Origin of the sequence: Microbacterium sp. SLBN-146 (assembly GCF_006715145.1) — a bacterium.
Classification (GTDB): domain Bacteria; phylum Actinomycetota; class Actinomycetes; order Actinomycetales; family Microbacteriaceae; genus Microbacterium.
This window is the reverse complement of the sequence record NZ_VFMR01000001.1, coordinates 3,063,249-3,076,913: the sequence shown is the minus strand read 5'-3', so window position 1 is coordinate 3,076,913 and position 13,665 is coordinate 3,063,249. Positions and strand designations below refer to the sequence as shown.

At 67.5% G+C, this 13,665-nt stretch carries 13 protein-coding genes; 5 read left to right on the top strand and 8 right to left on the bottom strand.

Annotated elements, in window-relative coordinates; genetic code table 11:
* The first annotated feature begins 2 nt into the window (after positions 1–2).
* From FBY39_RS13835 to FBY39_RS13820, 4 genes are all read left to right on the top strand, one after another.
* Positions 3–1,217, top strand: coding sequence for a phosphoglycerate kinase (locus FBY39_RS13835; protein ID WP_141932836.1), 1,215 nt, complete (start codon positions 3–5; stop codon positions 1,215–1,217).
* Complete coding sequence (gene tpiA / locus FBY39_RS13830) at positions 1,208–1,996, top strand: triose-phosphate isomerase (RefSeq protein WP_141932834.1); 789 nt, start codon at positions 1,208–1,210, stop codon at positions 1,994–1,996. The genes FBY39_RS13835 and tpiA overlap by 10 nt, the downstream gene beginning before the upstream one ends.
* A 107-nt stretch (positions 1,997–2,103) precedes the next feature.
* The gene (secG, locus tag FBY39_RS13825) at positions 2,104–2,352 is read left to right on the top strand and encodes a preprotein translocase subunit SecG (protein WP_141932832.1); all 249 of its coding nucleotides are present in this window, start codon (positions 2,104–2,106) and stop codon (positions 2,350–2,352) included.
* Positions 2,352–2,705, top strand: coding sequence for an RNA polymerase-binding protein RbpA (locus tag FBY39_RS13820; protein ID WP_141932830.1), 354 nt, complete (start codon positions 2,352–2,354; stop codon positions 2,703–2,705). Before secG ends, FBY39_RS13820 begins: the two co-directional genes overlap by 1 nt.
* Positions 2,706–2,735: 30 nt before the next feature.
* On the opposite strand, the gene pgl is transcribed toward FBY39_RS13820, so the two are convergent.
* Genes pgl through tkt form a run of 6 tightly spaced genes read right to left on the bottom strand, consistent with a single transcriptional unit; the run spans position 2,736 to position 10,833 of the window.
* Positions 2,736–3,515, bottom strand: a complete 780-nt coding sequence (gene pgl / locus FBY39_RS13815) for a 6-phosphogluconolactonase (RefSeq protein ID WP_141932829.1) — start codon at positions 3,513–3,515, stop codon at positions 2,736–2,738.
* Positions 3,508–4,464, bottom strand: coding sequence for a glucose-6-phosphate dehydrogenase assembly protein OpcA (locus FBY39_RS13810; protein ID WP_141932828.1), 957 nt, complete (start codon positions 4,462–4,464; stop codon positions 3,508–3,510). Before FBY39_RS13810 ends, pgl begins: the two co-directional genes overlap by 8 nt.
* Positions 4,461–6,011, bottom strand: coding sequence for a glucose-6-phosphate dehydrogenase (gene zwf, locus FBY39_RS13805; RefSeq protein WP_141932827.1), 1,551 nt, complete (start codon positions 6,009–6,011; stop codon positions 4,461–4,463). The genes FBY39_RS13810 and zwf overlap by 4 nt, the downstream gene beginning before the upstream one ends.
* Positions 6,012–6,020: 9 nt before the next feature.
* Entirely contained in the window at positions 6,021–7,643 is a 1,623-nt protein-coding gene (locus FBY39_RS13800) for a glucose-6-phosphate isomerase (protein ID WP_141932826.1), read from the bottom strand.
* Complete coding sequence (gene tal / locus FBY39_RS13795; RefSeq protein ID WP_141932825.1) at positions 7,640–8,752, bottom strand: transaldolase; 1,113 nt, start codon at positions 8,750–8,752, stop codon at positions 7,640–7,642. Before tal ends, FBY39_RS13800 begins: the two co-directional genes overlap by 4 nt.
* Positions 8,749–10,833 carry a transketolase gene (tkt, locus tag FBY39_RS13790; RefSeq protein ID WP_141932824.1) on the bottom strand — a complete coding sequence of 695 codons (2,085 nt, stop codon included), beginning with the start codon at positions 10,831–10,833 and terminating at the stop codon, positions 8,749–8,751. The genes tal and tkt overlap by 4 nt, the downstream gene beginning before the upstream one ends.
* Before the next feature lie 299 nt (positions 10,834–11,132).
* Between tkt and FBY39_RS13785 the strand changes: the two genes are divergently transcribed.
* Positions 11,133–12,065: a heme o synthase gene (locus tag FBY39_RS13785; protein ID WP_141934222.1), complete on the top strand. Its 933-nt coding sequence runs from the start codon at positions 11,133–11,135 to the stop codon at positions 12,063–12,065.
* Positions 12,066–12,073: 8 nt separating this feature from the next.
* On the opposite strand, the gene FBY39_RS13780 is transcribed toward FBY39_RS13785, so the two are convergent.
* A complete protein-coding gene (locus FBY39_RS13780) occupies positions 12,074–12,457 on the bottom strand; it encodes a dinucleotide-utilizing enzyme (protein ID WP_141932823.1) in 384 nt (127 codons plus the stop codon).
* A gap of 93 nt (positions 12,458–12,550) precedes the next feature.
* Entirely contained in the window at positions 12,551–13,525 is a 975-nt protein-coding gene (locus FBY39_RS13775; RefSeq protein WP_141932822.1) for a heme A synthase, read from the bottom strand.
* Between the last annotated feature and the right edge of the window lie 140 nt (positions 13,526–13,665).

The following is a 13,665-nucleotide window of genomic DNA, read 5'->3' as shown; positions in this document are numbered from 1 at the left end:
TCGTGGCTCTGCGTACCCTCGACTCGCTGGGTTCGCTGGCAGGCAAGCGCGTCATCGTCCGTGTTGACTTCAACGTCCCCCTGAAGGACGCCGTCATCACGGACGATGGCCGTGTGCGTGCCGCGCTTCCCACGCTGAACGCCCTCATCAACCAGGGTGCGCGGCTCGTGCTGTGCTCGCACCTCGGTCGCCCCGACGGGGCCCCTGACGCGAAGTACAGCCTCGCTCCCGTCGCGCAGCGTCTCTCCGAGCTGCTCGGCAAGCCCGTCGCGTTCGCGCTCGACACGGTCGGCGACTCGGCCCATGAGGCGGTCGCTGCTCTCGAAGACGGTGACGTCGCAGTGGTCGAGAACCTCCGGTTCAACGCGGGCGAAACGGCGAAGGATGCCGCGGAGCGATGTGCGTTCGCCGAGCAGCTCGCCGAGCTCGGTGACGCGCTCGTGTCGGACGGCTTCGGGGTCGTCCACCGCAAGCAGGCATCGGTCTATGAACTCGCGGAGATCCTGCCCTCGGCGGCGGGCCTCCTCATCGCGACCGAGGTCGACGTGCTCGACAAGCTCACCGAGAACCCGGAGCGTCCGTATACGGTCGTTCTCGGGGGCTCCAAGGTGAGCGACAAGCTCGGCGTCATCGAGCACCTCCTGCCGCGCGCGGACAAGATCCTCGTCGGTGGCGGCATGCTCTTCACCTTCCTCGCCGCGAAGGGATTCAAGGTCGGGAAGTCTCTCCTGGAGGCCGACCAGATCGACACCGTGACCCGCTACATGACCGAAGCGGAGGAGCGGGGTGTCGAGCTCATCCTCCCCGTGGACGCCGTCATGGCGGCATCCTTCGGCGCGGATGCGGAGCACGTCGTCGCTCCCGCGGACGCACTGGAAGAGACCGCGTTCGGTGCGACCGGCCTCGGGCTCGACATCGGTCCCGACACGGCGCGGATCTTCGCCGAGGCGATCCGTACGTCCAAGACCGTGTTCTGGAACGGGCCGATGGGGGTCTTCGAGATGCCCGCGTTCGCTGCGGGCACGAAGGTCGTGGCGAAGGCGCTGACCGAGGTTGACGGACTGTCCGTTGTCGGCGGCGGAGACTCCGCGGCCGCCGTTCGCCAGCTCGGTTTCGCGGACGACGAGTTCGGCCACATCTCGACAGGAGGAGGCGCGAGCCTCGAGTTCCTGGAAGGCAAGCAGCTCCCCGGACTGGAGGTCCTCGGATGGCAGTGACACGTACCCCGCTCATCGCGGGTAACTGGAAGATGAATCTCGATCATCTGCAGGCGGTCGCGTTCGTGCAGAAGCTGCACTGGACGCTCAAGGACGCGAAGCACGAGGACGGATCCGTCGAGGTTGCGGTGTTCCCGCCCTTCACGGATCTCCGCACGGTGCAGACGCTGATCGATGCCGACAAGATCCCGTTCGCCCTCGGCGCGCAGGACGTCTCGGTGCACGACTCGGGCGCATACACGGGTGAGATCTCGGGTGCGTTCCTGTCGAAGCTCGACTGCGGCTACGTCATCATCGGTCACTCGGAGCGTCGGCAGTACCACGCCGAGACCGATGAGGTCGTCGCCGCCAAGGTCCAGGCTGCTCTGCGCCACGGACTCGTCCCGGTGATCTGCGTCGGCGAGACGCTCGGTGAGCGTGAAGAGTCCGGGCCCACGGCGGTCTCCGTCGCGCAGCTCGAGGTCGCGCTGGAAGGCGTCGCGACGGACGCTGAGTTCGTCGTGGCGTACGAGCCCGTGTGGGCGATCGGCACCGGTGAGGTCGCTTCTCCTGAGCAGGCTCAGGAGGTCTGCGCCGCGTTGCGTGTCGTCATCGCCGCGAAGCTGGGGGAGGACGCCGCGGCCCGCACGCGTGTGCTCTACGGCGGCTCGGTGAAGTCCGGCAACATCGCCAGCTTCATGCGGGAGCCCGACGTCGACGGCGCGCTCGTCGGCGGTGCGAGCCTCGTCGTCGACGAGTTCGCAGCCATCATCCGGTACCAAAAGCACGTCGGCGTCTGATCCCGCCGGCGCGGTGGGCGGCGAGTGGCCTCGCCGCCCACCGCGCGACCGGTATACTCGACCCTTGTGCGATCGGTGAGCGATTGCCACGAAAGGCTTCTACGACAGTGCAGATCCTCGAGTTCGTCCTGCAGGTGCTTCTCGGAATCACCAGTCTCCTGCTGACCCTTCTCATCCTGCTCCACAAGGGGCGGGGTGGCGGTCTCTCCGATATGTTCGGCGGCGGCATGACGTCGTCCCTCGGCTCTTCCGGCCTCGCCGAGCGCAACCTCAACCGGTTCACGGTCGTTCTCGCGCTCGCGTGGTTCGTTGCGATCGTGGCGCTCGGCCTCATCACGAAGTTCCAGGGTCTCTGATGGCTACGGGAGGCAACGCCATACGGGGCACTCGCGTCGGTGCGGGCCCGATGGGGGAGCAGGATCACGGATTTCACGCCGATCGCGTGGCCGTCTCCTACTGGGATGCACTCGGAAACGAGACCGTCCGCTATTTCGCGGCGGGCATTCCCGCCGAAGAGATCCCCGACACGATCGACTCCCCGCACTCGGGGCTTCCCGCTGGGCGGGACAAGGAGAATCCTCCCGCTCTCGCCAAGGCCGAGCCTTACAAGACGCACCTCGCGTACGTGAAGGAGCGTCGTACCGAAGAGGAAGCAGAGGCGCTCCTCGGCGACGCGCTTCAGCAGCTTCGGGACCGCCGCGGTCAGTGACCTGACGGGCACCACGGCCCCGCCGTGACGTCAGTAGTCGCGGTCGATCAGCTCGGGCGGTACCTGCTCGGCCGCCGCCTCGTCGACGAAGAAGATCGTGCGCTTTCGACCCTTCGCTCCCGCCGCGGGCACGCTTTCGTAGCTGGCGCCCGCCAGCGCGAGCCCGAGTGCGGCGGCTTTGTCGGGGCCCGCGAGCACCATCCACACACGCTCGGCGGAGTTGATGACGGGACGCGTCATCGTGATCCGGTCCGGTGGCGGCTTCGGTGAGTCGCGGACTGCCACGACGGAGCGGTCGGTGATCTGGATCTCGGGGCGGTCGGGGAAGAGAGACGCGATGTGCGCGTCGGGTCCCACGCCGAGGAAGCACACGTCGAACCGCGGCCACGGCTGATCTGGCGCTCCGAAGCGCAGGAGTTCGTCTGCGTACCGTTCGGCGGCTTCGTCGAGCGACAGGCCGTCGTCGGACGAGGGAGCGGCATGGATGTTCTCGGAGGGGACCGCAATCGAGTCGAGGAGCGCCACGCGGGACTGCCTGTCGTTGCGCTCCGGGTCGCTGCCGCTGAGGAAGCGCTCATCGCTCCACCAGAAGTGCACGCGAGACCAGTCGATCGTTGCCACGCGCGGGTCGAGTGCCGCAGCGGCGAGGACTGCTCCTCCCATCGATCCGCCCGTGAGCGAGAGATGAACCGTCTTGCCGCGCTCCGTCCGCTTGACGACGCGGCTCAGCAGGCGGGAAGCAACGGAGGTCGCGAGCGCTTCCGGGTTCGAAGCGATCACGACCCGCTTCTCTGCCCAGAACTCAACCATGCGTCTCCTGTGTCGCCGGCGGGTCCAAGAGCTCCCAGCCCTCGGTGATCACTCGACCATACAGGAGGTCGGGATCGAGGCGACGCAGCTCCTCGGCGAGGCATTCGCGGAGCGTGCGACGCGGGAGAGAGAGGTCGTGCTGAGGCTGCTCCGGCTGGGTCAGACACGCGATCGAAGGCGTCGAGCGTTCGAGGAGCACGTCGCCGCTGTCACGGGAGAGCCTGACCGACTTGATGCCGTCCGTCCACTCCGACTCGGGGAGGTAGTGCCAGGTGACGGGGACGTCGAGGCTCAGCCGGAGCCACGCGGCGAGAAGCGCCGTTGACGGGGATGTGCTCGCGCCGCGCACTTCGACGGCGGTGACGGACTCGTAGGGAGGCTGATCGAGCACTGCCGCGAGTTGCTCACGCCAGTGCGTCAGGCGCGTCCACGCGAGGTCGGTGTCACCAGGGGCATGGTTCTTGCCCAGTGCGGCGACCCACGCGGACGGATCCGACTTCGTCGCTGCGTCGGTGATCCGTCGCTGCGCGATGCGGCCGATCGATGTCTTCGACGGGGAATCGGGCGTCTTGTTCGGCCACCACACGACGACGGGAGCATCGGGCAGGAGGAGTCCTGTGACGAGGCTCTCGAGGTTCGACTCGCCCGCCTCACCGAAGGCGCGGAGGGTGACGACTTCGCTCGCGCCGGCATCGCCGCCGACGCGAATCTGAGCGTCCAGTTTGGAGTCCGAGCCGTTCTTCGGATCGAGGATGAGCACGATGACGCGCATCGGGTGCTCGCGCGACGCATCGTTCGCCGCCTCGATGACCTCCTCCATCGCCTTTTCCCTCGTGAGGATGATGAGGGTGAGCACGCGACCGAGGGCGACTGCGCCGCCTTCCTCGCGCACGTTGACCAGTGCGCGGGAGATCTTGCTGACAGTGGTGTCGGGGAGATCGACGATCATGGGCGCCTCCAAGCTCGTCCGTCACGGGTGAGCATCTCGTCTGCGGATGCAGGGCCCCAGGAACCGGGAGCGTACTGCTCGAGCGGACCGCCTTGCGCGGCCCAGAACTCTTCGATGGGGTCGAGGATCTTCCACGAGAGCTCGACTTCTTCGTGGCGAGGGAACAAGGGGGGATCGCCGAGAAGCACGTCGAGGATGAGCCGCTCGTACGCCTCGGGGCTCGCCTCGGTGAACGCGTGTCCGTACCCGAAGTCCATCGTGACGTCGCGGACGAGCGCACCGGCACCGGGGACCTTGGATCCGAACCGGATCGTCACGCCTTCATCGGGCTGGACGCGGATGACGAGCGCATTCTGCCCCTGCCCGGACGTCTGGCTGCGCGGGAACAGGAGCTCGGGCGCCCGCTTGAAGACGACGGCGATCTCGGTGACGCGCCGACCGAGCCTCTTGCCCGTGCGGAGATAGAACGGAACTCCCGCCCAGCGACGTGTGTTGATCTCGAGTGTCACTGCCGCGTACGTCTCGGTCGTGGACTCGGGGTTCATCCCGTCCTCTTCGAGGAAGCCCAGGACCTTCTCGCCGCCCTGCCAACCCCCCGCGTACTGTCCGCGTGCGGTCGAGCGCGCGAGGTCGTGGGGGAGTGTGACGGCCGCGAGAACCTTCTCCTTCTCTGCGCGGAGGTCCTTCGCATCGAACGAGATGGGTTCCTCCATCGCCGTGAGGGCGAGGAGCTGGAGCAGGTGATTCTGGATGACGTCCCGTGCTGCGCCGATTCCGTCGTAGTAGCCCGCGCGACCGCCGACGCCGATGTCTTCTGCCATCGTGATCTGCACGTGGTCGACGTAGTTGTTGTTCCAGATCGGCTCGTACAGCTCGTTGGCGAAACGCAGAGCGAGGATGTTCTGAACCGTCTCCTTGCCGAGGTAGTGGTCGATCCGGAAGATCGAGTCGGTCGGGAATGCGGAACGCAGCGCGTCGTTCAGTGACCGTGCCGAGGCGAGGTCGTGGCCGAACGGCTTCTCGATGACCACACGCCGCCAGCGCTCCGGCTGATCCGCAGTGTCGTCGACGAGTCCCGATGTCTTGAGCTGCTCCGCCACGAGGGGGAAGTCCTTGGGCGGGATCGACAGGTAGAACGCGTGATTGCCCATCGTGCCGCGATCGACGTCGAGCTTGTCGACGGTCTCCTTGAGACGCCGGAACGCGTCGGGGTCGTCGAACTGGCCCGAGACGAAGCGGATGCCCTGCATGAGCTGCTGCCACGTCTCGTCGCGGAACTCCGTCCGAGCGTGTTGGCGCACGGCGTCTTTCACGACCTCAGCGAAGTCCTGATCCTCCCAGTCGCGGCGTGCGAAGCCGACGAGGGCGAAACCGGGCGGCAAGAGGCCGCGGTTGGCCAGATCGTAGACAGCGGGCATCAGTTTCTTGCGAGACAGATCGCCGGTGACACCGAAGATCACGAGCGCGCTCGGGCCCGCGATGCGGTTGAGGCGGTGGTCGTCGGCGTCGCGGAGAGGATTGTGTCCCCGTGAGATCTCCACTGGCATGTGCGGCTCCTACTGGGCGGCTTCGAAGAGCGTGAGCACTTCGATCTGCGGATCTGTCAGCGTGAGGGTGACGACGGGGCGCCCGTGAGCTTCGGCGAGGACGCTCGCGTCGCCGGCGGCCTGCGCCTGGATCAGCTGTCCGAACGTGAACGGCCGACCGGGGATCTCGAGGTCGACATCCGTCTGCTCGAGGATCTGCAGGAATACGCCCTCGGCGGGCCCGCCCTTGTGGTACTGGCCGGTCGAGTGCAGGAAGCGCGGACCCCATCCGAATGTCGCGGGGCGGCCCGAGTCGGCCGCAACGAGCTCGCGGAGTCCCTGCAGCTGCGGCAGACGGAGTCGGTCGACATATGCCTGAACCGACACGTACCCGGTCTCGGGCAGACGCGCCCAGAGCGCGTCGAGCACGCCCGCGAGGGTTCCGGATGCAGCCAGTTCGGGATCGCTCACCCGCACCTCGACACCGTCCGCGACGAACGCGGGCGCGGTGGGTTCAGGACGCGAATCGAGGAGTCCGCGCGCGGCGATCTTCGCCGACTCGACGTCGGGCTGATCGAAGGGATTGATGCCCAGCATCCGCCCCGCGATCGCCGTCGCGTACTCCCACACGAGGAACTGGGCCGCGAGGGAGCCGCTCACGAGGACCTCGCCCTCGTGACGCTCGAAGAGGTGGAACTCGTGAGCTTCGTCGACGAGGCGAACCACCTGCATGTCCGCGGGCTTCGACTCGAGCTCCGGCGACACGGGAAGCAGGACGACGGGGAGGATCCCGGTGCCCTCCTTGCCCGTGGACTCCGCGACGAGCTGCTCGATCCAGTCGGGGAGTCCGACGATGTGTGTTCCGTCCGTGACAAGACCGAGCTTGTCGCGCGGCGGCAGTCCGCCCGCGATGGCTGCGGCCAGCACGAGTGCGGGGTTCTCGGGGCTGTCGATCGCCACTTCGAGGAGCGTCGCCTCGGCCTCGTCGAGCAGTTCTGCGATGTCGACACCGGCGAGGCCTGCGGGCACGAGTCCGAATGCCGTCAGCGCCGAGTACCTTCCGCCGACCGCAGGGTCCGCGTTGAAGACCGTGTAGCCGTCGGCGCGCGCCGACGAGTCGAGGGGTGAACCGGGGTCGGTGACGACCACGATGCGCTCCGCGGGATCGATGCCGAGGTCGCGGAACGCGGCTTCGAAGGCGCGTCGCGCGGAATCGGTCTCGACCGTCGACCCCGATTTGGACGCGACGACCAGGACGGTCCTGTCGAGACCGCCAGACTCCGCGTCACCGTCGATCGCGGCGAGCACCTGTCCCGGGGCCGTCGAGTCCAGGATCACGAGCGGCACACCGGCCGTCTGGGCGATGACCTCAGGAGCCAGCGACGATCCGCCCATGCCCGCCAGGACGACGCGTGACACGCCCTTCGCGAGCAACTCGGCACGAAGCGCCTCGATCTGCGGTACGAGGGGGCGCGACACGCTGACGGCGTCGACCCACCCGAGCCGGTTCGCTGCCTCAGCTTCGGCGGAAGGGCCCCAGAGAGATGCGTCCCCCGCCGTGATGCTGGATGCCACGAGCGACGAGACGAGGCTCGGCAGCGTCTCGTCGACGACCGACTTGACGTGCCCCGTGACGCGGATCGCGAAGCTCAACGGGTAGCCTCGGCCAGAGCGTCGGCCACCGTCTTCTGCAGGTCGTGCCACGAGGCGATGAACTTCTCGACGCCTTCGTCTTCGAGGACCTGCGTCACATCGGCGAAGTCGACCCCCACACCGGCGAGGTCGTCGAAGACCTTGTGCGCCGCGGCATAGGTGCCGGTGATCGTGTCGCCGGCGATCTCACCGTGATCGAACGTCGCCTGCAGCGTCTTCTCCGGCATCGTGTTGACAGTGCCGGGAGCGACGAGTTCGGTCACGTAGAGCGTGTCCGGGAGGGCGGGGTCCTTGACACCGGTCGAAGCCCAGAGCGGACGCTGAAGGTTGGCGCCCGCGTCGATGAGCGTCCGGGCGCGGTCCTCGGCGAACTTCTGCTCGTACAGCTCGTACGCCAGGCGTGCGTTCGCGACGCCGGCGAGCGACGTGAGAGCCGCGGCCTCGTCCGTGCCGATCGCCTTCAGGCGCTTGTCGACCTCGGTGTCCACGCGCGAGACGAAGAACGAGGCGACCGAGTGGATCTTCGAGATGTCGATGCCGGAGTCCTTCGCGCGCTCGAGACCCGTGAGGTACGCGTCGATGACCTCGGCGTAGCGCTCGAGCGAGAAGATCAGCGTGACGTTGACGCTGATGCCCGAGGCGATGACCTCGGTGATCGCGGGGAGGCCCGCCTTCGTCGCGGGGATCTTGATGAGGACGTTCTCTCGCGCGACCCGCTCGTGGAGCTGCCGGGCCTGAGCGATCGTCTCATCCGTGTCGTGCGCGAGATCGGGGGAGACCTCGATCGACACGCGTCCGTCCACGCCGCCCGTCGCGTCGAAGACGGGACGGAAGATGTCGGCCGCGTCGCGGACGTCGTCCGTCGTCGCTGCGAAGATCGCGTCATCGACCGACGCGCCGCCGGCGGCGAGCTCCGACAGCTGCGACGAGTAGGAGTCTCCGCCGCCGCCGATCGCGCCCTGGAAGATCGTCGGGTTGGTCGTGACACCCGTCACGTTGCGGGTCTCGATGAGCTCCGCGAGGTTTCCCGACGTGATGCGTGAACGGGAGAGGTCGTCGAGCCAGATGCTGACGCCTGCCGCTGCGAGCTTCTCGGTGGGGGTGCTCATGAATTCTCCTTGACGGTTTCGCGTGCCGCCTGCGCGACAGCGTCGGCGGTGATGCCGAACTTCTCGAACAGAGTCTTGTAATCCGCGGACGCGCCGAAGTGCTCGATCGAGACCGAGCGCCCGGTGTCACCGACGATGCTGCGCCACGTGAGCGCGATGCCGGCTTCGACGGAGACGCGTGCCTTCACGGCGCTGGGGAGCACCGACTCGCGATAGGCGGCATCCTGCTCGTCGAACCACTCGAGCGACGGAGCCGACACGACGCGAGCGTTGATCCCTTCACCGGCAAGGGTCTCGCGTGCCGCCACGGCGAGCTGCACTTCGGAGCCCGTGGCGATGAGGATGACATCCGGCTCGGCGCCGTCGGGTGCATCGATGAGCACGTAGGCGCCCTTCGCGACACCGTCGGTCGTTGCGAAGCCGTCTTCGCCGCGGGGGAACACGGGGATGTTCTGCCTGGTCAGGGCGATTCCCGCGGGACCGCCGTGGCGGCGGAGGATCTCGAGCCACGCTGCGGCCGTCTCGTTGGCGTCAGCCGGGCGGACGAGCGTGAAGTTGGGGATCGCACGGAGCGTCGCGAGCTGCTCGATCGGCTGGTGCGTCGGTCCGTCCTCGCCGAGGGCGACCGAGTCGTGCGTCCACACGAACACGGACGGGACATTCATGAGCGCGGCGAGGCGGACGGGCGGACGCATGTAGTCGCTGAAGATCAGGAACGTTCCGCCGAATGCCCGCGTCGGGCCGTGCAGCACGATGCCGTTGACGATCGCGCCCATGGCGTGTTCGCGGATGCCGAAGTGCAGGACGCGTCCGTGGGCGTCTCCCGACCACTCGTGGGTCGACCACTTCTCAGGGATGAACGACTTCGCCGACTTGATCGTCGTGAGGTTCGACTCGGCGAGGTCGGCCGACCCTCCCCACAATTCGGGCAGACGCTCGGCGAGCGCGTTGATGACGACGCCGGAGGCGGCTCGTGTCGAGACGTCCTTGCCTGCTTCGAAAGCGGGGAGGGCGTCGTCGATGTCGTCGGGAAGCGCGTGCGCCTCGAGGCGATCGAGGAGTGCTTTGCGCTCGGGGTTGGCCGCGGCCCACGCGTCGAACGATTCCTGCCACGACGCACGCGCGTCCTTCGCCCGCTCGGCGAGGCCGCGCGTGTGGGCGATGACGTCATCGGCCACGACGAACGACTGCTCCGGGTCGAAGCCCAGCACCTTCTTGGTGGCAGCGAGCTCGTCGGCGCCGAGCGCCGAACCGTGGATCTTGCCCGTGTTCTGCTTGCCGGGCGAGGGCCAGCCGATGATGGTGCGCAGGATGATGAGCGAGGGCTTGGCCGTCTCGCCCTGGGCGGCCTCGATGGCCCCGTACAGCTCGGCGACGTCCTCGACGTATTCGCCGGTCTTCTTCCAGTCGACGACCTGCACGTGCCAGCCGTACGCCTCGTAGCGCTGCGCGACGTCTTCGGTGAACGCGACGTTCGTGTCGTCCTCGATCGAGATCTGGTTCGAGTCGTAGATCGCGATGAGGTTGCCGAGTTCCTGGTGCCCGGCGAGGCTCGAGGCTTCGCTCGTCACGCCTTCCTGGAGATCTCCGTCGCCCGCGATGACGTAGACGAAGTGGTCGAACGGCGATTCGCCCGGTGCCGTCTCGGGATCGAACAGGCCGCGCTCGTACCGCGCCGCATACGCGAATCCGACAGCGGACGCGAGGCCCTGGCCCAAGGGGCCGGTCGTGATCTCGACGCCCTTCGTGTGTCCGAACTCGGGGTGACCCGGCGTCAAGGAGCCCCACGTGCGGAGCGCCTCGAGGTCAGCGAGCTCGAGGCCGAACCCGCCGAGGTACAGCTGAACGTACTGGGTGAGCGACGAGTGGCCCACGGACAGGATGAAACGGTCGCGACCGAGCCAGTCCGTGTCGGTCGGGTCGTGCCGCATGACCCGCTGGTAGAGCAAGTAGGCCGCGGGGGCGAGGCTCATCGCCGTACCGGGATGACCGTTGCCCACCTTCTCGACGGCATCTGCCGCCAGTACTCGAGCGGTGTCCACCGCGCGCCGATCGATTTCGTCCCAACGCAGATCCGACACCCGGCCGCCTTCCAATGTGAGAGAGGGAGTTGCGCCCGCCAGGAGGCCGGTGTGCGAACCGCGTCACCACGGGAAGAGCTGCCGGCGCGGGGGCGCGCGTGATCCTCAGCATAGCGAAGCGGTATGCCGCTGCGGCTATCCGACGGTTATGTGACGATGGGTTGCCCCGCGGTCGGCCGAGCGAGAGAATGTCGGCCCCTTCTTCCCTCGGACACACGTCGGCGGCGACCCCGCGGGAGGAGTTCCCCCGGCGATGTCATAGACTCGAGTGACTTGTGCACACGGCGATGGCGGAGGCGATGGACATCACGACGGCAGCCGGTTCCGTGGTATCCGACGGCACTTCCCGCCGGTCGGTCGGCCGCACGATCCGCGCCTACGTCCAACTGACGAAGCCTCGGGTCCTCGAGCTGCTGCTCGTCACGACGGTGCCCGTCATGATCCTCGCGCAGGGCGGTTTCCCGAACCTGTGGCTCGTGTTCGCGACCGTCATCGGCGGCTCGATGAGCGCCGGGTCGGCGGCCGCGTTCAACATGTACCTCGATCGCGATATCGACGCGCACATGCAGCGGACCGTCAATCGACCGCTCGTCACGGGCGAAGTCAGTCCGCGGGGGGCACTCGTCTTCGCCTGGTCGCTCGCCGCGGCATCCACGCTCTGGCTGCTGATCACGACGAACTGGCTCGCCGCGGTGCTCTCGGCCGGTGCGATCTTCTTCTACGTCGTGATTTACACGATGATCCTCAAGCGACGCACCGAGCAGAACATCGTCTGGGGCGGGATCGCAGGATGCTTCCCGGTCCTGATCGGCTGGAGCGCGGTCACGGGCTCGCTCGCGTGGCCCCCCGTCATCCTCTTCGCGCTTGTCTTCCTGTGGACGCCGCCGCACTACTGGCCTCTGTCGATGAAGTACAAGGAGCAGTACGAAGAGGTGCACGTGCCGATGCTCGGTGCGACGCGCAACGGCTCGCAGGTGGGCCTCCAGGTCATCCTGTACGCGTGGGCGACGGTGGTCTGCTCGCTTCTGCTGATCCCCGTCGCGCAGATGGGACTCGTCTACTCCGTGTCGGCGATCGTCTTCGGAGGCTGGTTCATCTACGAGTCCCACCGGCTCTACAACCGTGCGGTACGAGGGACCGAGCCGCGGCCGATGCGGGTGTTCCACGCCTCGATCTCGTACCTCACGCTGCTGTTCGTCGCGATCGCGATCGATCCGCTGCTGCCCTTCTGAGGCGAGTCTCAGCGGACAGGAGTCGGCTCAGCGTCGGTCTCGGCGTCGCGCGGTTCGTCGAGATCGTCGACGACGTCGATGTCGACCTCGTCGACGTCTTCAGTGACCGGCACGACGACGATTTCCGCAGCAGGACGAAGCGATGCCGCCGTGGCGACCGCGAGCAGGAGCAGGATCCCGACGACCCCGGCGCCGACGAGCACAGCTCCGACGACCGCGAGCGACTGTCCGACGTAGACCTCGACGCCCGTCGCGGTTCCATCCAGCAGTGCGGTGGACATCGTCCCCAGTCGATCTGCCATGATCCAGGCGCCGACGGCAGCACTCGCCACGGAGACGGCGAGAAGGCCCCAGAAGGGGATGCTGCGTTCGATGCGGGGGCGAGCGGTCATGAGTTCTCCTTCGTGAAGGCCGCGCAATCGGTCGCGGCCACCCCAGCCTCTCGAAGTCGTCGGGGCGTCAGCTCTGTGTGACCGATGAATTCCCTATGAGACGGGGACGCCCGCTTCGCCGACGCGAGCTGCTCGTTCGGCATCGATCTCGGGCTGCGGTCGCTTGAGATGCAGGACGACGACCGTCATCGTCGCGGCGGAGAGAGCAGCGAGAACCATGTGCACGCCGACGGCGACGACGGGAAGACCGTTGCGGGCCTGATAGAGACCGACGGCGATCTGGACCAGTTCCACCACCACGAGGAGAGCGGTCCAGAGGGCGAGGCTCGGAACGGAGGATCGACGCCGCCAGGATCCGACGAGGAGGATGAGGCTCAGGACGAAGAGAGCGTATCCGGGCCACGCGTGGACGTGCTCGAGGAGTTCGGCGTTGAAGCCGTTGCGCCCCGCCGCCGCGTCGCCGGAGTGCGGTCCCGCGCCCGTCGTGAGCACTCCGAAGATGATCGTGAGAGCGAGGACCAGGGTCGTGATGTGCGTCAGCACGGCGTACCACGCGGGGACGGCGCGCACTCGGGGGCCCGGCGCGTCGCCCATCCGGGACAGGAAGGCCGCGGTGACGCAGACGAGCACGAGCGACGCGACGTAGTGGAACCCGACGATGAACGGGTTGAGTCCTGTCAGGACCGTGATGCCACCGACGATCGCTTGAGCGACGACACCGCCCAGCACGACGAGAGCGAGGATGAAGAGGTCGCGGCGCTTCCGCCGGAGACGCCACACCAGAACCACGACGACGAGGGCGAGGATGCCCACGAGTCCCGTCAGGGTGCGGTTTCCGAATTCGATGACGCCGTGGATTCCCATCTCGGGCGTCGGGACGAGGGAGTCGGCGGTGCAGGTCGGCCACGTCGGGCATCCGAGGCCCGATCCCGTGAGTCGAACAGCGCCGCCGGTCGCGATGATCAGCACTTCGGCGATGAAGGACAGCCACGCGAAGACGCGTATCCGTCCGTCGACGCGGTCGGGCAGCCAGGCGGGTCGCGGGGCGACGAGCGGCGGGGCGGACATGTGAGCCTCCTGGCAGTTCGGCTCGGCATCAGCCGAAGCGCGAGGATCCGCCCGCGCCTGGGAGCGAAACCTGTAGAATCTCTAACGTCGGATGCGGCCGCCGGAGGCACCGCAGTCCACTGACAGTCTAGGCGCGAAGC